Raw genomic sequence first — 22,959 nt, forward strand, 5'->3', positions numbered from 1 at the left:
AAATATGAAACATTAAAAGTTGTATTAAATGTTTGGATTACAAAAATTAAATTTATTAAAAAAAGTAATGACAAGATAATGATACGCACAAAAACACCTCATTTCGTATATTATTATATCAAATAATGGGAAATGATGTGAAAGAATGTGTGAAGCAATGTATAATAACAAAGTATGTAATGGTAAAAGGAGATATCAGGTTTATGGAAAAGATGAATATAACGAACCAAGCGCATGATGCCTTTGTTAAAGCGCACCCTCAAGGTGACTTATTGCAATTAACAAAGTGGGCAGAAACAAAGAAATTGACTGGCTGGTACTCAAAGCGTATCGCAGTAGGTGAAGATGGTGAAATTTTAGGTGTGGCGCAGTTATTATTTAAAAAGGTTCCTAAATTACCTTATACGCTATGCTATATTTCAAGAGGTTTTGTAACGGATTATAGTAATAAATTAGCATTAGAAACATTGCTAGAATACGCAATTCAAATTGCAAAAGAAGAAAAAGCTTATACAATTAAAATCGATCCCGATGTTGAAGTAGATAAAGGTGCTGATGCACTAACACATTTAAGATCATTAGGGTTTAAACACAAAGGTTTTAAAGAAGGACTTTCGAAAGATTATATTCAACCAAGAATGACAATGATAACACCGATTGATAAAAACGATGATGCGTTAATTCAAAGTTTTGAAAGACGTAATCGTTCAAAAGTAAGGTTAGCATTAAAGCGTGGTACGAAAGTAGAACGTTCTGATAGAGAAGGTTTGAAAACATTTGCAGAGTTAATGAAAATCACTGGCGAAAGAGATGGCTTTTTAACTAGAGATATTAGCTATTTCCAAAACATATACGATGCTTTACATCCAGATGGAGATGCGGAATTATTTTTAGTGAAATTGGAACCTAAACCAGTCCTTAAAGATTTACGTCAAGACATCGCACAATTAGAAGCGGAAAAAGTAAAGCTGGCTGACAAAAAACAAGATAAAAAGACATTAAATAAAATAAACGATGCTGACAATAAAATGAAAAAAACACAAGAACTTATTAATGAAATGGAAGCGTTAGAAGCTAAGCACCCAGAGGGATTATATTTATCAGGTGCATTGCTAATGTTTGCTGGAAATAAATCCTACTATCTTTATGGTGCATCATCTAATGACTACCGAGACTTCTTGCCAAATCATCACATGCAATTTGCTATGATGCAATACGCTCGAGAACATGGCGCAAAAACATATGATTTTGGTGGTACAGATAATGATCCAGACAAGGAATCAGACCATTATGGATTATGGGCATTTAAGAAAGTATGGGGAACGTATTTAAGTGAAAAAATAGGTGAATTTGATTATGTGTTAAATAAACCATTATATCAAGTTATTGAAAATGTTAAGCCGAAGTTGACTAAGACTAAAATTAAGCTTTCACGTAAATTAAAACGTAAATAGTTTTGTTTGTAGTTTTGTAAAAAAGTAGACACGTTATAAAGTTTTAATATGCAACTTAAACTTTATAACGTGCATTTTTTATGAGTTTAGAAAATACATAGATATGATTATACATAAAGAAAATAAATGCAATATCGAATTAAAATGTTATTTGAGAGGAGAAAAGATATGATAAAAAAACTATTGCAGTTTTCGCTAGGAAATAAATTTGCAATCTTTCTTATGGTATTGCTGGTCATTTTAGGCGGTGTTTATTCAAGTGCGAAAATGAAACTTGAATTATTACCTGATGTTGAACCTCCAGTGATTACTGTACAAACAACCATGCCAGGTGCTACACCAGAAACGGTAAAGGATGACATTAGTGATAAAATTGATGACCAAATAAGGTCAATGGCAAGTGTGAAAAATGTTAATGCACAATCTATTCAAAATGCTTCTATGGTTTCTGTTGAATATGAAAATGGCACAGATATGGATAAAGCTGAAAACGATTTAAAAAAAGAACTTGATAAAATAAAATTCGAAGAAGGCGTTGAAGAACCAGAGTTAACAAGGAATTCAATGAATGCTTTTCCAATTGTAGCTTATTCTTTTACTACAAATGATAATAATTTAAAAGATACAACCAAAAAAGTTAATAAGCAGTTACTACCTAAACTTCAAACAATCAATGGCGTACAAAATGCACAATTGAATGGACAGACATCGAGAGAAGTTTCAATTAAATTTGACCAAGAAAAATTGCAAGATAGAGGATTGACTGTAGATAGTGTGGAACAATTCTTAAAGGGTGCAACTAGTGAAACCCCATTAGGTTTATTTCAGTTTGGTAAAACTGAAAAGTCGGTAGTAATTGATGGCCAATTCACTTCAGTAAATGCATTGGAAAACCTTGAAATTCCATTATCAGCTTCAAGCATGAGTGCTCAAGGTGGCAACGAAGGAAGTGCAAATCAGAGTTCTGGTGCTCAAAGTTCATCACAAGGCGGTAACATGGCAACAGCAATGCCTAGTTCAGATGCTCAAGACGGAGAAAGTAGCATGCCTTCTGTTAAACTCAAAGACATTGCAAATATTTCAGTAGGTGATGAACGACAATCAATTTCTAAAACAAATGGCAAAGATGCAGTCAATGTACAAGTGACGAAAGCACAAGATGCTAACACTGTTAAAGTAGCGAAAGACACGAAAAAAGAAATTGATGAATTTACCAAAGATAATAAAGATATAAAAGCTACAAAAGTTATGGATACTGCGAAACCTATAGAAGACTCACTATATACAATGATTGAAAAAGCAGCACTCGGCACGATTGTTGCCATAATTGTTATATTATTATTTTTAAGAAATATTAGAACAACTGCAATTTCAGTCGTCTCAATACCGATGTCTATATTAATTGCAATGGTTGCATTGAAATTAACAGATGTATCATTAAATATATTAACACTTGGTGCACTAACAGTTGCAATAGGTAGAGTTATTGATGATTCAATTGTTGTAGTTGAAAATATTTATAGACGTTTATCAGATAAAAAAGAACCATTAAGTGGTAATAAGCTCATTATTAGTGCGACGAGTGAAGTATTTAAACCGATAATGTCGTCGACAATCGTTACCATTATAGTCTTTCTACCATTGGCATTTGTCAATGGATCAGTAGGTGAGATGTTTAGACCATTTGCATTAGCGATTGCGTTTAGTTTACTAGCTTCTTTACTTGTTTCGATTACCATCGTACCTTCTTTAAGTGCTACTTTTTTCAAAAAAGGTGTTAAACAACGTAAAGAAGAAACATTAGGTTTGGTAGGAAGAGGATATAAGCGTATACTGCGCTGGTCATTAGCGCACAAATGGATTGTAATGATTTTAAGTACGGTTATTTTAATCGCTAGTATTGGTTTAGGTGCAGCAAAATTAGGCACTAGCTTTATCTCAACTGGGGAAGATAAATTTATGGCATTAACTTATACACCTGAACCGGGTGAAACAGAAAAAGAGGTATTAGCACATGCTGAACAAGTACAAAAGTATTTGAACAATAAAGATAAAGTTAAAACAGTTCAGTATTCCGTTGGTGGATCAACTCCAACAGACCCTACAGGCAGTTCAAATAGCATGGCTATCATGGTTGAATATGATAGTAATACACCTAATTTTGATGAAGAACCTGATAAAGTTTTAAAACATATCAACAAATATCAGCATCCTGGAGATTGGGCAAATCAAGATATGGGCACAGGTGGAACAAATAATGAATTAGCAGTTACAATTACTGGACCATCTCTTGATGCAATAAAAGGAACTGTCAATAAAGTCGAAAAAGAAATGAAAAATATTCATGGTATAGCTAATGTTAAATCTGATTTATCTCAAACATACGAACAATATAATATCAAAGTAGATCAAAATAAAGCCTCTAGTTATGGTTTGTCTGCATCTCAATTAGCTATGACATTAAATCAGAATACACCTGAGCAAAGTGTCACAACCGTAAAGGAAAATGGTAAATCGATAGATGTGAAAATTAAAGAAGATAAAGAAACGGATTGGACAGAAGAAAAACTTGAAAACACTGAAATACAAACAGCTACTGGTCAAGCTATTGAATTAAGTGACATCGCAACATTAGAAAAAACAACGACGCCAAATAAAATAGAAACTAAAGCGGGAGACTATACGTCAAAAGTTTCTGGAAAAGTTACAAATGATGATGTTGGTGGGACTTCACAGAAAGTGTTATCGAAATTAAATACAATAGATAAACCTAATAACGTAGACGTCAACATGGGAGGCGCAAATGAAGATATAGGTAACGCAGTAACCCAATTATCTATGGCGATGTTAGCAGCAATTATAATAGTTTATTTAGTGCTTGTGTTAACATTTAAAGGCGCATTGGCACCTTTCACTATATTATTCTCATTACCATATACAGTTATAGGTGTTGTAGTTGCTTTAGTAGTAACTGGTGAGACAATTTCTGTACCGAGCATGATTGGTATGCTTATGTTAATTGGTATTGTTGTAACCAATGCAATAGTTTTAATTGACAGAGTGATAAATAAACAACAACAAGGTATGGAAATGCAAGCAGCATTGTTAGAAGCAGGTGGAACACGTATCAGACCAATTCTCATGACAGCATTAGCAACTATTGGAGCGTTGATGCCTATGTTATTTGGTGAAGATAGTTCTATCATTATTTCAAAAGGTATGGCAGCAACTGTAGTAGGGGGATTGATTTCTTCAACCTTATTAACTTTAATAGTCGTACCAGTAATATATGAAATATTATTTACTTTTAAGGCGAAAATCTTGAGAAAACGAAAATAGAATAAAATATAATGCGGACGTACGAGATTACCTACCTTTAAAGATTTCGTATGTCCGCACTTATATAATTAGGCGTTTGGAAATATAAATGATGTGAGTTTCTTTCTAAGTTGATTAAGTAATGATTACTGTGAGGTATGAAAGATAATATTTTTTGGAAAGTACAAGACCATGCCCTGTTCGAGGTAAGCGTGGAAAGCATTACGAAGTATAAATATATAAAATTAGCCCCGATAAGTTTCTTATAATTAGAAAGCTTTTCGGGGCTGATTTTATATATGTTACGTTATCGTATCTTTAAAATAATGTTTTTTAATATAAAACTAAAGTCAAAATAACATAAATTACAAATAAAATAACGCTCATAATGTTTAAAATTTGAACGGCTTTTTGATCATTTTTGCTGTTTTTGAAAGCTGTAATTTCTACATTACTTATGATAAGCAGTAGTACAATAAAGACCCACCAATTTATTGCAGGGAATGATAAAGTTGTAATAGCTACTACGAATAATAAAAGTAAAGACATAATAATACGTAAAATACGCGTTATAATGGTGTTCATTTTAAATATACTTATGTAACTTACGATTAAATATAACACTGGCAAAAATATAAGATACAGTTGCATTTATTACATCCTTTCTATGTTCGCCCTTAATCTTAGCATGTAAATTATTGATTTACTAGGATGTTATTTATTTTCTTTTTGTCTAATTTCTGAACGTACTTCTGACATTTCTTGCTCTATCTTTTCAAGTTGTTTAACTAAAGGGTCCACAGATTGATTGACTGATTCTCTTTTTTCGAGGTCGCCTTGTAATCTAACGTAATCATGTTTCAGTTCTGCTAATTTGTCATTTAAATCCATTCCATTACCACCTTTTTGTCTAATGTAAGCGTTTCGTATATAAATTAAATTATAACATGGATTCGAAAGCTTCTAAAATGGTTGCTACTTATGTTAAAGTATGAAAATAGAATGAAAACAGATGATTGGATGAAAGAAGGATTAATGTGACCCAACAATTTATCATTATTATTTTACTAATTGCACTAGGTTATACACTTAAACGCATAAATTACTTTAAAGCTAATGATAGTCAAGTTTTTTCAACACTCGTTTTAAACGTAACATTACCTTCTTTAGTGATTGTTAATTTAAATGGTGCAAGTTTAGATTTGTCACTATCAGTACTACCGATATTGATGATTTTGTATGGTGTTATCGCTAAGGTCATCGTAATTTGGTTTTTCTTAAAATATGATAATCATATCCGTGGTACAGTTGGAATGATGACTGCTTCGCTAAATATTGGTTTATTTGCTTATCCACTTGTAGAAGCGATTTGGCCTAAAACAGGAATGATATATTTTGGAATGGCAGATATTGGTGGCGCTGTGATTATGTTTGGTGTTACATACTTTGTTGGAAGTTATTTCAGCAGTGCTGGTGATAACTTTGACTTTAAGTATTTAGGCAAAAATTTACTAAAATCGGTTCCTTTAATGACATATATCATCATGTTTATTTTGAATATGCTTAATATTCATTTTCCAGAACCTGTAATTAAGTTTTTCTCAGTATTATCTGGTGCTAACATGCCATTATCAATGATCTTATTGGGCTTAATGCTCAACTTTAGTATCGATAAGCGTTTCTTACCTATCGCTTTGAAATATTTAGGTTTACATTATGGATTAGGTGTCATCGCAGGATTGTTGGTTTATTTCTTTTTACCTGTTGATAATAATATGATTAAAACAACATTACAAGTTGCTTGGTTATTACCAGTAGGTGTTGCTATTATACCTTATTCAATTCAATTTAAGTATAAGACGTTGCCGCTTGTTGGTATGGTGAGCAACTTAACGATTTTAATCAGCATTATTATTTTATATATATATCAAGCATTATTTGTTTAATTGATTATTTGTAAGGCTTTAAATATAAAAAAGAGCTAATCCGTTACGGATTAGCTCTTTTATTTTGAGCAAAGATATTAATGGCTAAGTTCATTTTTTGAATGGAACGTGAGGAATTTATCCTTTACCTCCCATAAATGCTGGGTAATTAGTCATGCCACCATCAACATAAATAGTTGTTCCATGAATATAACTTGCTAAATCAGAGGCAAGAAATCTTGCTACGTTTGCTACTTCATCTGCTTCACCAATCTCTTTTGCTGGAATCATTTCTAATGTTTCTGCACGAGTTGTTGGATCTGAAAATTTTTCTTTTGTATGTTCAGTTACAATTGCCCCTGGTGAAATATTATTAATGCGGATGCCATATTGAGCATATTCCATAGACATTGTTTCCATCATTAATTTCAAACCGCCTTTACTTGCAGCGTAATTTACATAGTTAGGCCAAGGAATCTTGTCATGTACACTTGAGGTATTAAGAATAACACCCTTCTTATCTTCTTTAAGAAATTGATTAACTGCTGCTTTGGCACCTAAAAATGCGCCAGTTAAGTTAATATCAATTACTTTTTGCCATTCATCTAAAGGCATTTCATGTGTTGGTATTGCTTTTTCAAATCCAGCATTATTAATCATGATATCTAATGTACCAAAATGATTTACAGTAGTTTGGATGAGATGATCAATATCATTCTCTTTAGAGATATCTGCTTGAACTTTTATCGCTTTACCACCAGCGTTTTCAATTAATTTAATTGAGGATTCCATAGCGTCCATATGACGTTCGGATCTGTAATTTAATACAACATTCGCTTTTTCTTCACCAAATTGTTCTGCCATCGCTTTTCCAATACCACTACCAGCACCTGTAATAATAACTACTTTTCCTGCTAAATCTTCAAACATTTAAGATTCCTCCTAGTTATTCGGCATAAATTTAGTTTTTATAAAAGTTTATAAGTCGAATAAAATTTTATAATAATGCTTTATCTAAGCTTTAATGTTACCTAAAACAAAGGCAGCTATAACGATTAAAATGATACCCGTCCAAATGCCTATCATCTGACGTTTATCTTTTCGTTCACCTAAAAGGAATATACCGCCAAGTGTAGAAACAATTACTAATAATTGTGAAAATGAGAAGCTTGTCGCCACACCTACTTTGGGTTGAGAATAGAACATAAACAAGTTACCTATACCCCAAATGACACCTGGTATTAAGTTCCACACGGTACTTTTAATAGTAGTCTCATGTTTAGCAGATAATATTAATCCACCGATTGCCATACCAATAGATTGGAAGAATAGGGCATTCATGCCATCAACACCAAAAATTTGTGCAACCACAACATAGACGACATAACCAACAGTGGAAATTAACAAGATAGGAATTGCTTTACCAAAGTTTTTAGTACTTTCTGAAGCTTCATTTTTTCCTTTAATTGATGTAAGTGCAATACCTCCAACAAGTAAAATCATTGCAACTAGGCCAAGTATAACTTGCGTACCCGTGCTCCATTCACCTAGGAATATAGCACTAAATAAAGTAGTACCTACAAGTTGTAATCCTGTTGAAATTGGCATTGTTTTAGATACACCAATTAAACTGACTGATTTTAATTGATAACCTTGTCCCAATGCCCAAAAAGCACCAGATATTAAACCTACAATAATTACGATGGGGTCATCGAATTTTGTATTGCCAGTAAGTAATAATAAGATACCTATGATAAGTGCACCGAAAGTAGTCCCTCTAATTTGATTGTAAGGGCCACCACCAACTAGCACATTAATTAAAACAACACTCCCCCAAAATAACGCTGGGAGTAGGGCAATTAATAAATCCATAACTAAGCTTCACTCACTCTCTATTTAATTTTACTTTCCTTCTATAAAACAATCACTGAAGATTGCCCTAGATACTCATTTTAAAGTAAAGGCATCGAATAGTAAAAATATTAGATTACAGTTCAGCTTTTTAATTTTTAAAATAGTGTGTGTATATATTAAAAATGTAAAAATGTAGAACGCTTACAATTTAAATGTATGCCGCTACGTATTTGAATTTTTTATATTCATAATTAATGTTAAAACCTAATTCATTGAAACGCTCAACAAGCGTAGTATTTTTACTGCGTATTTTAAAATATATCTTATCAATATCAAATGTTGAAAAAGCAAAATGTAAAGAATATGAGAGTAAATCAAAAGCAATTCCCATTAACCTGTAATCAGAGTGAGAAGAAAAATATTTGATTTCAGCTACATTGTTATTTTCAGCGATTTCAAGATATAAATAGCCTTTTAATAACCCTTCAGACATGAATATAAATAGACGATGGTATTCATCTAATGATTTTACAATTTCGTCAGCAGTCATTACATCATGTTTGAATGTTTGATTGTGTAATTTACTAAAATAACGGTAATACGCAGGTTGGTATTCAATAATATTCTGTTCATTACCAACGTCGCCAATATCTTTCGTAGAAATGAGATAATAATCAGTAAAACTATAGGATGCACCTAAAGATTTCATAAATGGTAAATATGTTTGCTCATGTTCTTCAAATGAAAAATTAAAATTTGCAGTATCAGGTTTACTTTGCGCTAATGCATCGAAAAGTTGTGTCATCTCATCGATAGAAGGCTTGATGCTTTTGTCTATGAATGGTCCTAATACTTTATATTTATTGTCTTCGTATTTTAAAGCCAAAAGCAGCATTGTAATTTCATCTTGATTGTTCACTTGTGCAAATACACCTGGGTCTTGTATTGCATTGGTAATAACGGTCCTAATGTCATTATGCATTTGTGGCAATTTATACAAATAGGAAGCAGATTGATAGTTAGCATTATTCAAAAATTCCAAGATTTGATCGACATCGTTCGGATTTGTTGTTTTCATATAATACCTCCATATGATGAACTATTAAGTTAATTATAAGAACTTTTTCATGTAAATGGAAGTTTTGATGTGCTATATACATGTTACAATAAGAATATCATTGAAATTGAAAGGACGAAATTATGAAATCACTCATTATTGCTGAAAAACCGTCTGTAGGCAGAGATATTGCGCAAGCATTAAATATAAATGATAAACGTAATGGCTACTTCGAAAATAATAAGTATATTGTCACTTGGGCACTGGGGCATTTAGTTACAAATGCTACACCAGAACAATACGATGATAACTATAAAGAATGGAAGCTTAACGATCTCCCTATTATACCTAAACGTATGAAGACCGTTGTCATAAGCAAAACTAAAAAACAATTTTCTATTGTACAATCATTAATTAATAATAAAAATACAAAAGACATTATTATCGCAACAGATGCTGGTAGAGAAGGGGAACTTGTTGCGCGTTTAATTTTAGATAAATCTCATAATAAGAAACCTATCAAAAGATTGTGGATTAGCTCAGTAACTAAAAAGGCAATTAAGGATGGTTTTGCAAAATTACAAGATGGTCGCAAATTTAATAATTTATATTATGCAGCGCTTGCTCGTAGTGAAGCAGATTGGATTGTTGGTATCAATGCAACTCGTGCATTAACAACAAAATACGATGCGCAATTGTCACTTGGTAGGGTTCAAACGCCGACGATACAACTTGTTCAAATGAGACAAAATGAAATTAATCACTTTATACCGCAAACTTATTTTAAGATGAATATCGTTGCCGAAGGCCTCACATTCCAATGTATGACGCCGGAGTCTAGTAATGATAAATCAGTTTTTGAAAAGATAAAAAGTGAAGTTATTGATAAAGAAGGTTTGGTTGAAAGTATTAATAAAAAACATAAAAAATCATATGCACCTAAATTGTTTAATTTAACAGATTTACAACAAGAAGCCTATAAACGCTATCACTTTGGTCCAAAAGAAACATTGAATGTTTTACAGACATTATACGAAAGACACAAACTTGTAACTTACCCACGTACAGATTCTAACTATTTAACTGACGATATGGTAAGTACACTTAAAGATAGAATTCAAGCGATCATGGGAACATCATTGAAAGAAATTGCAAAATCTCAAATAGCACAATCATTTTCAACAAATGAAAAATTTATAAACAATCAAAAAGTATCTGATCATCATGCAATTATACCGACAGAAGTACGTCCTGATATGAATCAGCTCTCACAACGTGAAACAAAAATTTATCTGATGATTGCTCAAAGATTTTTAGAAAATCTTATGCCACCACATGAATACGAAGCTGTATCAATCAATATCGCAGCAGGGAATTATAAATTTGAATTTAAAGATAAAGTTACTAAAAAGTTAGGATTTAAAGCGATTTATGAAACTGAAGCAGCAGTCAACAAACAAATAGATAAAATAACCAAATCATCTAAATTGCACATAACACATCCTAAAATCGAACAACATGAAACAACACCACCATCATATTTTAATGAAGGTACTTTATTAAAAGCGATGGAAAGCCCTCAAAAATTCTTTAAATTAAATAATAAAAAATATAACGAAACATTGAAAGAAACAGGTGGGATTGGAACTGTTGCTACTAGAGCAGATATCATAGAAAAGTTATTTAACATGAATGCAATTGAATCTCGTGATGGTAAGATAAGAGTTACATCTAAAGGAAAGCAAATACTAGAACTTGCACCACAAAAATTAACATCACCATTATTAACTGCTGAGTGGGAAGAAAAACTATCATTAATAGAGCAAGGTAAATATAATGCCACTCAATTTATTTCTGAAATGAAATCTTTCACACATGAAGTCGTTAATGAAATCAAAGAAAGTGAACAAAATTATAAACACGATAATTTAACAACGACGGAATGTCCTACATGCGGCAAATTTATGATTAAAGTTAAAACTAAAAATGGTCAAATGCTCGTTTGTCAGGATCCTAAATGTAAAACTAAAAAGAATATTCAAAGAAAAACCAATGCACGTTGTCCAAATTGTCACAAAAAAATGATGTTGTTTGGAAAAGGCAAAGAAGCAGTTTATCGTTGTGTATGTGGCCATACTGAAACACAAGCACAAATGGATAAACGTCACAAAAACAAAAAATCAGATAAAGTTAACAAAAAAGATTTGAAAAAATATATGAATAACGATGATGGATTAGAGAACAATCCATTCCAAGATGCACTAAAAGGATTAAAATTTTAAATTAATCGAACGAAAAGTATAAATTTTAACAAGGAGTTCGTGTTTGCTATTGTAAAATAATGTAATTGGTATTAGAATGTGTAGGTATTTTAAAAAAAGGAGAACTAAACCGTGAAAAAGTATTTCAAGTTTGAAAAGCATAAAACAAACTATAAGAAAGAGATACTTGGTGGGCTTACAACTTTCTTGTCAATGGCATATATATTAGCTGTCAACCCTCAAGTACTTAGTTTAGCAGGCGTAAAAGGTGTTTCAGAAGATATGAAAATGGACCAAGGCGCTATTTTTGTTGCTACAGCATTAGCGGCGTTTGTCGGTTCTTTATTTATGGGTTTGATAGCTAGATATCCAATTGCCTTAGCACCTGGCATGGGCTTAAACGCATTTTTCGCATTTACAGTGGTATTAACAATGGGTATTCCATGGCAAGTTGGTTTGACCGGCGTGTTATTCTCTGGTGTGGTTTTTGCAATTTTGACTATGACTGGTTTAAGAGAGACCATTATTAACGCAATACCCTATCAAATGAAAATGGCAGTTTCAGCAGGTATTGGTTTATTTATTACTTTTGTTGGATTACAAAGTTCAGGAATCATCACTAATAATGATTCTACATTAGTAACTTTGGGTCATATCACTGATGGCCCTGTATTGTTAACGATATTCGGTATTATAATAACAGTGATATTATATGCTGTTAGAGTACCTGGTGCGATATTTATAGGTATGGTCTTAACATCTATTTTAGGAATGCTTACAGGACTAATACATACGCCAAGTGGCATAGTGGGCAAAGTCCCTAGTATTGAGCCTACTTTCGGAGCTGCTTTTGAAGCATTTAAAGATCCTAGTCAATTGTTCACAGTACAATTTTTAATTGTAATTTTAACGTTTTTATTTATAGACTTCTTCGATACTGCAGGTACACTCGTTGCGGTGGCAACACAAGCAGGTATGATGAAGAATAATAAATTACCTAGAGCTGGTCGAGCATTATTTTCTGATTCATTAGCAACAATAGTTGGTTCGATTTTTGGGACGACAACAACAACTTCCTATATTGAGTCAACGTCAGGTGTCGCTGTAGGAGCTCGTACAGGATTTGCTAGTGTTGTTACAGGCTTTTGTTTCTTATTAGCGATATTTTTCAGCCCTTTAATGGAAGTAGTAACAAGTGCAGTGACTACACCAGCGCTTGTAGTCGTAGGTGTATTAATGGCTGCTAATTTTGCGGAAATAGACTGGAAAAAATTCGAAGTTGCAGTACCGGCATTTATCACGATTATTATGATGCCGTTATCTTATTCAATCGCAACTGGTATTGCTTGTGGCTTCATCTTTTATCCAATAACAATGTTGATTTCTAAAAGACATAAAGAAGTCCACCCAATCATGTATGCTTTAATGATACTGATTATATTATATTTTGTATTTGTTCACGGCTAAATAAAAAATCCCTTTGCAGTCGATCCATATCGAAGCAAAGGGATTTTTTATACGTGTTAATTATCTGTATTCAGTTTATAAAAAAGTCGTGTTTCTTCATTATAATATAATAATCATGGCTGTATAACTTTAAAATTTATTATTCTCTTGCTTTTGTTGCGTGTAAACAACTTTTGCATGCTTGTTTGGGACATAAAGCGGCGTAGAGAAAATAATCAAAACAAAGAACAACATCAAGAAAAATAAAACCCAATGGACAATCATCCCAACAAAAGGTATGAATGCTATAAAAGAACCAATAACACCTAACAATGGTATGATTAACATTGGTTTAATAGAATTTTGTTTATCAACTATTAATATAATCACGATTATAAAATAAAGTAATGCATTGATTAATAAAGGCTGCCAACCAAAACTGAAAATGATACTACCACCTAAAAATGGGATGCCATAAATAAACTCGCCAACAATTAATATTAAACTAAGGATTATAAGTGTCGTACGGATACCACTTTTCATTAATATTCACTCCTAACTAATAATAGTATAAACGAAATAAATCAAATGAAAATAAAAAAGGGCAAATAAACATTTAAAATAACAAAAACTAAAAATTTCCTAAAAGTGGTTGAACTGAATAAGTAGTTCAAGTATAATAACAAGGTATGTGTTAGGCAAATAGTAAAAACTTTTGCAGAAAAGCTTGATAAATCACTGCTTTTCATGTAACATATCTAATGTTGGACTTTAAGAACACGCGATGAAGCGAAAGGTTACTGACACACCCGGCCGCTTTGCCATGGCGCTGTGTGAGATAGTTTTCGTGGAGAAGTCTATCACTTAAATGTAGACGAATAAGGAGGGAAAATTATGGCAAAACAAAAAATCAGAATCAGATTAAAAGCTTATGATCACAGAGTTATCGATCAATCTGCAGAAAAAATTGTTGAAACAGCAAAACGTTCTGGTGCAGATGTGTCTGGACCAATTCCGTTACCGACTGAAAGATCAGTTTATACTGTAATTCGTGCCGTGCATAAGGATAAAGATTCACGTGAACAATTCGAACAACGTACACATAAACGCTTAATCGATATTGTTAACCCTACACCTAAAACAGTAGATGCTCTTATGGGCTTAAACTTACCATCTGGTGTAGACATCGAAATCAAATTATAATAGAAAAAATTAGGAGGTGGACTTTCGATGACCAAAGGAATCTTAGGAAGAAAAATCGGGATGACACAAGTTTTCGGAGAAAACGGTGATTTAATCCCTGTAACAGTAGTAGAAGCTAGTGAAAACGTAGTATTACAAAAGAAAACTGAAGAAGTAGATGGCTACAATGCAATCCAAGTAGGCTATGCTGATAAAGCAGCTTACAAAAAAGGAAGCAAGTCAAGCAAATATGCTAACAAGCCAGCTGAAGGCCATGCTAAAAAAGCAAGCTCAGCACCTAAGCGCTTCATTCGTGAATTCAGAAACGTTAATGTTGATGAATACGAAGTAGGTCAAGAAGTCTCAGTTGATACATTTGAAGCTGGTGACATCATTGATGTAACTGGCGTATCTAAAGGTAAAGGATTCCAAGGTGCTATCAAGCGTCATAACCAAGCACGTGGACCAATGTCACATGGTTCTCATTTCCATAGATCACCTGGTTCAGTAGGTATGGCATCTGATGCTTCAAAAGTTTTCAAAGGACAAAAAATGCCAGGACGTATGGGTGGAAACACTGTAACAGTCCAAAACTTAGAAGTAGTTCAAGTTGACACTGAAAACAATGTTATCTTAGTAAAAGGTAATGTACCAGGTCCGAAAAAAGGATACTTAGAAATCTCTTCATCAATTAAAGGTAATAAATAATTATAGAGCGAAAGGAGGAAATGCATAATGGCAAATTATGATGTATTAAAAGTAGATGGAACTAAATCAGGTTCAGTTGAATTAAACGATGCAGTATTTGCAATCGAACCAAACAATAACGTTCTTTTTGAAGCAATTAATTTACAACGTGCTTCATTACGCCAAGGTACACATGCTGTTAAGAACCGTTCAGCAGTACGTGGTGGTGGACGTAAACCATGGAGACAAAAAGGTACAGGACGTGCGCGTCAAGGTACTATTCGTGCGCCACAATGGCGTGGTGGTGGTATCGTATTCGGACCAACACCAAGAAGCTATGCTTACAAAATGCCTAAGAAAATGCGTCGTTTAGCATTACGTTCAGCATTATCTTTCAAAGCACAAGAAAATAGCTTAACAATTGTAGATGCATTAAGTTTTGAAGCTCCAAAAACAAAAGAATTCAAAAATGTACTTTCTAACTTAGAACAACCTACAAAAGTGTTAGTAGTTACTGAATCTGAAGATGTAAATGTTGCACTTTCAGCACGTAACATCCCTGGTGTTCAAGTAACAACTGCACAAGGTTTAAACGTTCTAGATTTAACAAGCGCTGATAGTGTAGTAATCACAGAAGCAGCTGCTAAAAAAGTTGAGGAGGTGCTCGGATAATGGAAGCAAGAGACGTTCTTAAGCGCCCCGTAATCACTGAAAAATCTTCAGTTGCAATGGCTGAAGACAAATATACATTCGATGTTGATACTCGTGCTAACAAGACACAAGTAAAAATCGCTGTAGAAGAAATCTTTGATGTAAAAGTTGATAGTGTAAATATCATTAACTACAAACCAAAGAAAAAACGTATGGGCCGTTACCAAGGCTATACAAACAAACGACGCGTAGCAATCGTTAAATTAAAAGAAGGATCAATCGATCTATTTAACTAAAAAATTACCAATAAGGAGGTAAACGACAATGGCTCTAAAAAAATATAAGCCAATTACTAACGGTCGTCGTAATATGACTAGTTTAGATTTCGCAGAAATTACGAAAACTACTCCTGAAAAGTCATTATTACAACCGCTACCGAAAAGAGCGGGACGAAATCACCAAGGTAAATTGACTGTTCGCCATCATGGCGGTGGACATAAACGTCAATACCGTGTAATTGATTTCAAACGTAACAAAGATGGTATCCAAGCAAAAGTTGATTCAATTCAATACGATCCAAACCGTTCAGCAAATATCGCATTGTTATTTTACGCTGATGGAGAAAAACGTTATATTATTGCACCTAAAAACTTAAAAGTAGGTCAAGTACTTGAAAGTGGTGCTGAAGCAGATATTAAAGTAGGTAATGCCCTACCACTACAAAATATTCCAGTAGGTACTGTTATTCATAACATCGAGTTGAAACCTGGCAGAGGTGGACAAATTGCTCGTTCTGCTGGTGCTAGTGCACAAGTATTAGGTAAAGAAGGAAAATATGTATTAATCAGATTAAGATCTGGCGAAGTTCGTATGATTCTTTCAACTTGTCGCGCTACTATTGGTCAAGTTGGTAATATCCAACACGAACTTGTTAACGTTGGTAAAGCTGGACGTTCAAGATGGAAAGGTATCCGTCCAACAGTTCGTGGTTCTGTAATGAACCCTAACGATCACCCACACGGTGGTGGTGAAGGACGCGCACCAATCGGTATGCCTTCTCCAATGTCACCTTGGGGCAAACCAACACTTGGTAAGAAAACACGTCGCGGTAAAAAATCATCAGATAAACTTATCGTTCGTGGACGTAAGAAAAAATAAAAATAACTTATTTGGGTGTGCGGCTTAAACGCTGCACGCACATAATAAGAAGGGAGGCGCCACTATGGCTCGTAGTATTAAAAAAGGACCTTTCGTTGACGATCACCTAATGAAAAAGGTAGAAGCTCAAAGCGGAAGCGAGAAAAAACAAGTAATCAAAACTTGGTCACGTCGTTCAACTATTTTCCCTGATTTCATCGGACATACATTCGCTGTATATGATGGACGTAAACATGTGCCTGTATTTGTAACAGAAGATATGGTTGGTCATAAACTTGGAGAGTTTGCACCAACACGTACATTTAAAGGTCACGTTGCAGACGATAAAAAAACAAGAAGATAATATCTAACAGGTAGAGGAGGAATTGGAATGGAAGCAAAAGCGGTTGCTAAAACAATAAGAATCGCACCTCGTAAAGTTAGATTAGTATTAGATCTAATTAGAGGCAAAAGCGCTGGTGAAGCGATAGCGATTTTAAAATTAACAAACAAGGCTTCATCACCAGTAATTGAAAAATTATTAATGTCCGCTTTAGCTAATGCAGAACATAACTATGATATGAACACAGATGAATTAATAGTTAAAGAAGCTTATGCTAATGAAGGACCAACTTTAAAACGTTTCCGTCCACGTGCACAAGGTAGTGCAAGTGCGATCAACAAACGTACAAGCCACATTACAATCGTCGTAAGTGACGGTAAAGAAGAAGCTAAAGAAGCTTAATAAAATCTTAAGGAGGGAACACTGTGGGTCAAAAAATTAATCCAATTGGACTTCGTGTCGGTGTAATCCGTGATTGGGAAGCTAAATGGTATGCAGAAAAAGACTTCGCATCATTATTACACGAAGATTTAAAAATCCGTAAGTTTATTGATAACGCATTAAGTGAAGCATCAGTTTCTCATGTAGAAATTGAACGTGCAGCTAATCGTATCAACATCGCTATTCACACTGGTAAACCAGGTATGGTAATCGGTAAAGGCGGTTCAGAAATCGAAAAACTTCGTAACAAATTAAATTCATTAACAAATAAAAAAGTACACATCAACGTAATTGAAATCAAAAAAGTTGATTTAGATGCTAAATTGGTAGCAGAAAATATTGCGCGTCAATTAGAAAACCGTGCATCATTCCGTCGTGTACAAAAACAAGCTATTACAAGAGCGATGAAACAAGGCGCTAAAGGTATCAAAACACAAGTATCTGGTCGTTTAGCTGGTGCTGATATCGCTCGTGCAGAACAATATTCAGAAGGAACTGTTCCACTTCATACACTACGTGCTGACATAGGCTATGCACACGCAGAAGCAGACACAACTTATGGTAAGTTAGGTGTCAAAGTGTGGATTTATCGTGGAGAAGTTCTTCCTACTAAGAACACTAGTGAAGGAGGAAAATAATAATGTTACTACCAAAACGTGTTAAATATCGTCGTCAACATCGTCCTAAAACAACTGGTCGTTCTAAAGGCGGTAACTATGTAACATTTGGTGAGTATGGTTTACAAGCAACTACAACGTCTTGGATCACATCTCGTCAAATCGAATCAGCTCGTATTGCAATGACTCGTTATATGAAACGTGGCGGGAAAGTTTGGATCAAAATCTTCCCACATACACCTTACACTAAAAAACCTTTAGAAGTTCGTATGGGTGCTGGTAAAGGTGCCGTTGAAGGCTGGATTGCAGTTGCAAAACCAGGTAGAATTTTATTTGAAGTTGCAGGCGTAAACGAAGAAGTTGCGCGTGAAGCATTACGTTTAGCTAGTCACAAACTTCCAGTTAAAACTAAGTTTGTAAAACGTGAAGAATTGGGTGGTGAAACAAATGAAAGCTAAGGAAATTAGAGACTTAACCACTTCTGAAATCGAAGAACAAATCAAATCTTCAAAAGAGGAGCTTTTTAACCTACGCTTTCAGTTAGCTACAGGTCAATTAGAGGAAACTGCACGTATTCGTACAGTAAGAAAAACGATTGCACGTCTAAAAACTGTTGCTCGTGAAAGAGAAATTGAACAAGGTAAGGCTAATCAATAATCAAATTGAAAGAGGAGGTTACTAAAGTGAGCGAAAGAAATGATCGTAAAGTTTATGTAGGTAGAGTCGTTTCCGATAAAATGGATAAAACAGTAACTGTACTTGTTGAAACATACAAAACACACAAACTATATGGCAAACGAGTAAAATACTCTAAAAAATACAAAACACATGATGAAAACAACTCAGCTAAATTAGGGGACATCGTTAAGATTCAAGAAACACGTCCTTTATCAGCAACTAAGCGTTTCCGTTTAGTAGATATTGTTGAAGAATCAGTAATTATTTAATAAACAGTAAAGATAAAGGAGGTTTAACTCATGATCCAACAAGAAACACGATTAAAAGTAGCAGATAACTCTGGTGCACGTGAAGTACTTACAGTCAAAGTATTAGGTGGATCTGGTCGTAAAACAGCGAACATTGGTGACGTTATCGTCGTTACTGTTAAACATGCTACACCAGGCGGCGTTGTCAAAAAAGGTGAAGTAGTTAAAGCTGTTGTTGTACGTACTAAATCAGGTGTACGTCGTAATGACGGTTCATATATCAAATTTGATGAAAATGCATGTGTCATCATTCGTGACGACAAAGGCCCACGTGGTACTCGTATTTTTGGACCAGTTGCGCGTGAATTACGTGAAGGTAATTTCATGAAAATTGTATCATTAGCTCCAGAAGTACTTTAATAAATTATTTATAAATATATAAATTTAAGGAGGTGCCACACATGCATATCAAAAAAGGTGACAACGTAAAAGTTATCGCAGGTAAAGACAAAGGTAAAGAAGGTAAAGTAGTAGCTACAGAACCTAAAAAAGACCGTGTCGTTGTGGAAGGTGTTAACACTATTAAAAAACACCAAAAACCAACTCAATTTAATCCTGAAGGTGGAATCTTAGAAACAGAGGCAGCAATCCATGTTTCTAATGTACAATTATTAGACCCTAAAACGAATGAACCAACTCGCGTAGGTTTCAAATTCGAAGACGGTAAAAAAGTTAGAATCGCTAAAAAATCTGGCGAAGAAATCAAATCTAATAATGAATAACTAATTGAAAGGAGGATCCACTGTGAATCGTTTAAAAGAAAAATTTAATTCTGAAGTTACAACGGACTTAGTCAAAAAATTCAACTATAGTTCAGTAATGGAAGTACCAAAAATAGAAAAAATTGTAGTGAACATGGGTGTTGGTGATGCTGTACAAAACTCTAAAGTATTAGATGATGCTGTAGAAGAATTACAAGCTATCACTGGTCAAAAACCATTAGTAACTAAAGCGAAAAAATCTGTCGCTACATTCCGTTTACGTGAAGGTATGCCAATCGGCGCTAAAGTAACTTTACGTGGTGAAAGAATGTATGACTTTTTAGATAAATTAATTGCGGTATCACTTCCACGTGTTCGTGACTTCCGTGGTGTATCAAAATCAGCATTTGACGGTAGAGGTAACTACACTTTAGGTGTTAAAGAACAATTAATTTTCCCTGAAATCGACTATGACCGAGTAAGTAAAATACGAGGAATGGATATCGTTATCGTAACAACTGCTAACACTGACGAGGAAGCTCGTGAATTGTTAACACAATTCGGTATGCCATTTCAAAAATAATCTCTAAAGGAGGCTAATTAAGTGGCTAAAACTTCAATGGTTGCTAAGCAACAAAAAAAACAAAAGTTCCAAGTACGTGAATATACGCGTTGTGAACGCTGTGGTCGTCCACATTCTGTATATCGTAAATTTAAATTATGCCGTATTTGTTTCCGTGAATTAGCTTATAAAGGCCAAATCCCTGGCGTTCGTAAAGCTAGCTGGTAATAGAAAAAAGTCTGAAAGGAGGCAACATTCAATGACAATCAACGATCCAATTGCAGATATGCTAACTCGTGTAAGAAACGCAAACATGGTGCGCCATGATAAGTTAGAATTGCCTGCATCAAATATCAAAAAAGAAATTGCTGAAATATTAAAAAGTGAAGGTTTCATTAAAAACGTAGAATACGTTGAAGACGATAAACAAGGGGTTATTCGTTTATTCCTTAAATATGGTCAAAACAATGAACGTGTTATCACTGGATTAAAACGTATCTCAAAACCAGGTTTACGTGTTTATGCTAAAGCAAACGAAGTGCCTAAAGTGTTAAATGGTTTAGGTATTGCATTAGTTTCTACTTCTGAAGGTGTAATCACTGATAAAGAAGCAAGAAAACGTAATATTGGTGGAGAAATCTTAGGTTACGTTTGGTAATAATTAATAACAAGGAGGTGCGATAACATGAGTCGTGTTGGTAAAAAAATTATTGACATCCCTAGTGACGTTACAGTAACTATCGAAGGAAATACAGTTTCTGTTAAAGGTCCAAAAGGCGAATTATCACAAACAATGAATGAAAGAATGACATATAAGCAAGATGAAAACACATTAGAAGTTGTAAGACCAACTGATTCTCAAAATGACAGAACAGTTCATGGTACAACTCGTGCTTTGATTAATAATATGATTCTAGGTGTTAAAGATGGCTACAAAAAAACACTTGAACTTGTAGGTGTAGGTTACCGTGCTCAAATGCAAGGTAATGACCTAGTATTAAACGTTGGATACTCACACCCAGTTGAATTTAAAGCTGAAGATGGTATCACTTTCGGTGTTGATAAAAACACTACAGTAACTGTAGAAGGTATTTCAAAAGAACAAGTTGGAGCTATTGCTTCAAACATTCGTTCAGTAAGACCTCCAGAACCTTATAAAGGTAAAGGAATTCGTTACCAAGGTGAATACGTTCGCCGTAAAGAAGGTAAATCTGGTAAATAATAAATAACTTTCAGAAGAAAGGAGTAATAAAATGATCAGCAAAATTGATAAAAACAAAGTGCGTTTGAAAAGACATGCTCGTGTCCGTAACAAATTATCTGGCACTGCTGAAAAACCACGTTTAAATGTTTATCGTTCAAACAAACACATTTATGCACAAGTTATCGATGATGTTAATGGTAAAACATTAGCACAAGCTTCAACACAAGAAAAAGATCTAGCTAATGAAACTGGATCTAAAGTTGATTTATCAGCTAAAGTCGGCGAAACAATTGCTAAAAGAGCGAATGAAAAAGGCGTAAAAACAATTGTATTTGACCGCGGAGGATATTTATATCACGGACGTGTTAAAGCATTAGCAGATGCAGCTCGTGAAAATGGTTTACAATTTTAATTTAAAGGAGGGACATTTACATGGCTCGTAGAGAAGAAGCGAAAGAATTTGAAGAACGCGTTGTTACAATTAATCGTGTTGCAAAAGTTGTAAAAGGTGGTCGTAGTTTCCGTTTCAGCGCTTTAGTAGTAGTTGGAGATAAAAACGGTCGCGTTGGATTCGGTACTGGTAAAGCACAAGAGGTACCTGAAGCAATCAAAAAAGCAGTTGAAGCAGCTAAGAAAAACTTAGTTGAAGTTCCACGTGTCGAAGGTACAACTCCTCACATGATCACTGGACAATTCAGTTCAGGTAGTGTATTAATGAAACCAGCAGCTCCTGGTACTGGTGTTATTGCGGGTGGTCCTGTTCGTGCAGTATTAGAACTAGCAGGTATCACTGATATCTTAAGTAAATCTTTAGGTTCAAACACACCAATCAATATGGTGCGTGCAACAATTAATGGATTACAAAACCTTAAAAATGCTGAACAAGTTGCGAAATTACGTGGCAAGTCAGTAGAAGAATTATATAATTAAGGAGGGAAAATAAGTTATGGCTAAATTACAAATTACCCTCACTCGTAGTGTTATAGGTCGTCCAGAAACACAACGTAAAACTGTTGAAGCTTTAGGTTTGAAAAAAACAAACTCTTCAGTAGTTGTTGAAGATAACCCTGCTATTCGTGGGCAAATCAACAAAGTAAGTCACTTAGTGACAGTAGAAGAAAAATAATTAAGGA

31 protein-coding genes are annotated in these 22,959 nt (G+C 34.0%); 25 read left to right on the forward strand and 6 right to left on the reverse strand.

Features of this window, described 5'->3' with window-relative positions:
* Window positions 1-203: 203 nt before the first annotated feature.
* A complete protein-coding gene (locus KA856_RS03795) occupies window positions 204-1,454 on the forward strand; it encodes a lipid II:glycine glycyltransferase FemX (RefSeq protein ID WP_107385096.1) in 1,251 nt (416 codons plus the stop codon).
* A 168-nt stretch (window positions 1,455-1,622) separates the two neighbouring features.
* Complete coding sequence (locus KA856_RS03800; protein ID WP_107517933.1) at window positions 1,623-4,793, forward strand: efflux RND transporter permease subunit; 3,171 nt, start codon at window positions 1,623-1,625, stop codon at window positions 4,791-4,793.
* A 312-nt stretch (window positions 4,794-5,105) separates the two neighbouring features.
* Here the strand turns inward: KA856_RS03800 and mspA are convergent, their stop codons facing one another.
* Together mspA and KA856_RS03810 are read right to left on the reverse strand one after the other, a co-directional pair.
* Complete coding sequence (mspA, locus tag KA856_RS03805; RefSeq protein ID WP_107386330.1) at window positions 5,106-5,423, reverse strand: membrane stabilizing protein MspA; 318 nt, start codon at window positions 5,421-5,423, stop codon at window positions 5,106-5,108.
* 63 nt (window positions 5,424-5,486) lie between these two features.
* A complete protein-coding gene (locus KA856_RS03810; protein ID WP_019468077.1) occupies window positions 5,487-5,663 on the reverse strand; it encodes an SE1832 family protein in 177 nt (58 codons plus the stop codon).
* A 146-nt stretch (window positions 5,664-5,809) separates the two neighbouring features.
* On the opposite strand from KA856_RS03810, the gene KA856_RS03815 reads away from it, so the two are divergent.
* On the forward strand, window positions 5,810-6,718 hold the full coding sequence (locus KA856_RS03815; protein ID WP_107383911.1) for an AEC family transporter: 909 nt from the start codon (window positions 5,810-5,812) through the stop codon (window positions 6,716-6,718).
* 117 nt (window positions 6,719-6,835) lie between these two features.
* On the opposite strand, the gene KA856_RS03820 is transcribed toward KA856_RS03815, so the two are convergent.
* From KA856_RS03820 to KA856_RS03830, 3 genes are all read right to left on the reverse strand, one after another.
* The gene (locus KA856_RS03820) at window positions 6,836-7,627 is read right to left on the reverse strand and encodes a glucose 1-dehydrogenase (protein ID WP_107383910.1); all 792 of its coding nucleotides are present in this window, start codon (window positions 7,625-7,627) and stop codon (window positions 6,836-6,838) included.
* Window positions 7,628-7,711: 84 nt separating this feature from the next.
* The gene (locus KA856_RS03825) at window positions 7,712-8,569 is read right to left on the reverse strand and encodes a RhaT/GlcU family sugar-proton symporter (RefSeq protein ID WP_019468635.1); all 858 of its coding nucleotides are present in this window, start codon (window positions 8,567-8,569) and stop codon (window positions 7,712-7,714) included.
* 190 nt (window positions 8,570-8,759) lie between these two features.
* The gene (locus KA856_RS03830; RefSeq protein WP_107383909.1) at window positions 8,760-9,629 is read right to left on the reverse strand and encodes a GNAT family N-acetyltransferase; all 870 of its coding nucleotides are present in this window, start codon (window positions 9,627-9,629) and stop codon (window positions 8,760-8,762) included.
* 122 nt (window positions 9,630-9,751) lie between these two features.
* Here KA856_RS03830 and KA856_RS03835 point away from each other — a divergent pair, with 122 nt between their 5' ends.
* A complete protein-coding gene (locus KA856_RS03835; protein WP_107383908.1) occupies window positions 9,752-11,890 on the forward strand; it encodes a DNA topoisomerase III in 2,139 nt (712 codons plus the stop codon).
* 111 nt (window positions 11,891-12,001) lie between these two features.
* Window positions 12,002-13,336: an NCS2 family permease gene (locus KA856_RS03840; protein ID WP_210138503.1), complete on the forward strand. Its 1,335-nt coding sequence runs from the start codon at window positions 12,002-12,004 to the stop codon at window positions 13,334-13,336.
* Window positions 13,337-13,465: 129 nt separating this feature from the next.
* On the opposite strand, the gene KA856_RS03845 is transcribed toward KA856_RS03840, so the two are convergent.
* Window positions 13,466-13,858, reverse strand: a complete 393-nt coding sequence (locus KA856_RS03845; RefSeq protein WP_107383907.1) for a hypothetical protein — start codon at window positions 13,856-13,858, stop codon at window positions 13,466-13,468.
* Between the two features lie 351 nt (window positions 13,859-14,209).
* Here KA856_RS03845 and rpsJ point away from each other — a divergent pair, with 351 nt between their 5' ends.
* The 20 genes from rpsJ to rpmD all read left to right on the forward strand — a co-directional run bounded on the left by rpsJ (window position 14,210) and on the right by rpmD (window position 22,952).
* The gene (rpsJ, locus tag KA856_RS03850; RefSeq protein WP_194375799.1) at window positions 14,210-14,518 is read left to right on the forward strand and encodes a 30S ribosomal protein S10; all 309 of its coding nucleotides are present in this window, start codon (window positions 14,210-14,212) and stop codon (window positions 14,516-14,518) included.
* Between the two features lie 27 nt (window positions 14,519-14,545).
* Window positions 14,546-15,205, forward strand: a complete 660-nt coding sequence (gene rplC, locus KA856_RS03855; protein WP_019468640.1) for a 50S ribosomal protein L3 — start codon at window positions 14,546-14,548, stop codon at window positions 15,203-15,205.
* 27 nt (window positions 15,206-15,232) lie between these two features.
* Entirely contained in the window at window positions 15,233-15,856 is a 624-nt protein-coding gene (gene rplD, locus KA856_RS03860; protein ID WP_210138504.1) for a 50S ribosomal protein L4, read from the forward strand.
* Window positions 15,856-16,131, forward strand: coding sequence for a 50S ribosomal protein L23 (gene rplW / locus KA856_RS03865; RefSeq protein ID WP_019468642.1), 276 nt, complete (start codon window positions 15,856-15,858; stop codon window positions 16,129-16,131). The genes rplD and rplW overlap by 1 nt, the downstream gene beginning before the upstream one ends.
* Before the next feature lie 28 nt (window positions 16,132-16,159).
* Window positions 16,160-16,993, forward strand: a complete 834-nt coding sequence (rplB, locus tag KA856_RS03870; RefSeq protein WP_107383906.1) for a 50S ribosomal protein L2 — start codon at window positions 16,160-16,162, stop codon at window positions 16,991-16,993.
* Between the two features lie 64 nt (window positions 16,994-17,057).
* Entirely contained in the window at window positions 17,058-17,336 is a 279-nt protein-coding gene (rpsS, locus tag KA856_RS03875) for a 30S ribosomal protein S19 (protein WP_019468644.1), read from the forward strand.
* A gap of 27 nt (window positions 17,337-17,363) precedes the next feature.
* Complete coding sequence (gene rplV / locus KA856_RS03880; protein WP_019468645.1) at window positions 17,364-17,717, forward strand: 50S ribosomal protein L22; 354 nt, start codon at window positions 17,364-17,366, stop codon at window positions 17,715-17,717.
* A gap of 23 nt (window positions 17,718-17,740) precedes the next feature.
* A complete protein-coding gene (gene rpsC, locus KA856_RS03885; protein ID WP_019468646.1) occupies window positions 17,741-18,394 on the forward strand; it encodes a 30S ribosomal protein S3 in 654 nt (217 codons plus the stop codon).
* Window positions 18,395-18,396: 2 nt separating this feature from the next.
* Window positions 18,397-18,831, forward strand: coding sequence for a 50S ribosomal protein L16 (rplP, locus tag KA856_RS03890; RefSeq protein ID WP_019468647.1), 435 nt, complete (start codon window positions 18,397-18,399; stop codon window positions 18,829-18,831).
* A complete protein-coding gene (gene rpmC, locus KA856_RS03895) occupies window positions 18,821-19,030 on the forward strand; it encodes a 50S ribosomal protein L29 (RefSeq protein WP_002482620.1) in 210 nt (69 codons plus the stop codon). Before rplP ends, rpmC begins: the two co-directional genes overlap by 11 nt.
* A 26-nt stretch (window positions 19,031-19,056) precedes the next feature.
* The gene (rpsQ, locus tag KA856_RS03900) at window positions 19,057-19,320 is read left to right on the forward strand and encodes a 30S ribosomal protein S17 (protein ID WP_019468648.1); all 264 of its coding nucleotides are present in this window, start codon (window positions 19,057-19,059) and stop codon (window positions 19,318-19,320) included.
* Between the two features lie 30 nt (window positions 19,321-19,350).
* Entirely contained in the window at window positions 19,351-19,719 is a 369-nt protein-coding gene (gene rplN / locus KA856_RS03905; RefSeq protein WP_019468649.1) for a 50S ribosomal protein L14, read from the forward strand.
* 41 nt (window positions 19,720-19,760) lie between these two features.
* Window positions 19,761-20,081, forward strand: a complete 321-nt coding sequence (gene rplX / locus KA856_RS03910) for a 50S ribosomal protein L24 (RefSeq protein ID WP_107383905.1) — start codon at window positions 19,761-19,763, stop codon at window positions 20,079-20,081.
* 22 nt (window positions 20,082-20,103) lie between these two features.
* Window positions 20,104-20,643 carry a 50S ribosomal protein L5 gene (gene rplE, locus KA856_RS03915; protein ID WP_026034769.1) on the forward strand — a complete coding sequence of 180 codons (540 nt, stop codon included), beginning with the start codon at window positions 20,104-20,106 and terminating at the stop codon, window positions 20,641-20,643.
* A 21-nt stretch (window positions 20,644-20,664) separates the two neighbouring features.
* A complete protein-coding gene (locus KA856_RS03920) occupies window positions 20,665-20,850 on the forward strand; it encodes a type Z 30S ribosomal protein S14 (protein WP_002482625.1) in 186 nt (61 codons plus the stop codon).
* A gap of 31 nt (window positions 20,851-20,881) precedes the next feature.
* Complete coding sequence (gene rpsH, locus KA856_RS03925) at window positions 20,882-21,280, forward strand: 30S ribosomal protein S8 (RefSeq protein ID WP_019468652.1); 399 nt, start codon at window positions 20,882-20,884, stop codon at window positions 21,278-21,280.
* A 27-nt stretch (window positions 21,281-21,307) separates the two neighbouring features.
* The gene (rplF, locus tag KA856_RS03930) at window positions 21,308-21,844 is read left to right on the forward strand and encodes a 50S ribosomal protein L6 (RefSeq protein WP_210138505.1); all 537 of its coding nucleotides are present in this window, start codon (window positions 21,308-21,310) and stop codon (window positions 21,842-21,844) included.
* Window positions 21,845-21,875: 31 nt separating this feature from the next.
* Window positions 21,876-22,238: a 50S ribosomal protein L18 gene (gene rplR, locus KA856_RS03935; RefSeq protein WP_107383904.1), complete on the forward strand. Its 363-nt coding sequence runs from the start codon at window positions 21,876-21,878 to the stop codon at window positions 22,236-22,238.
* 20 nt (window positions 22,239-22,258) lie between these two features.
* Window positions 22,259-22,756, forward strand: coding sequence for a 30S ribosomal protein S5 (gene rpsE, locus KA856_RS03940; RefSeq protein ID WP_019468655.1), 498 nt, complete (start codon window positions 22,259-22,261; stop codon window positions 22,754-22,756).
* Between the two features lie 16 nt (window positions 22,757-22,772).
* Window positions 22,773-22,952: a 50S ribosomal protein L30 gene (gene rpmD / locus KA856_RS03945; protein WP_002482630.1), complete on the forward strand. Its 180-nt coding sequence runs from the start codon at window positions 22,773-22,775 to the stop codon at window positions 22,950-22,952.
* Window positions 22,953-22,959 lie beyond the last annotated feature (7 nt).

It is taken from the genome of Staphylococcus sp. GDB9P120P (assembly GCF_017893435.1).
Lineage (GTDB): Bacteria > Bacillota > Bacilli > Staphylococcales > Staphylococcaceae > Staphylococcus > Staphylococcus cohnii.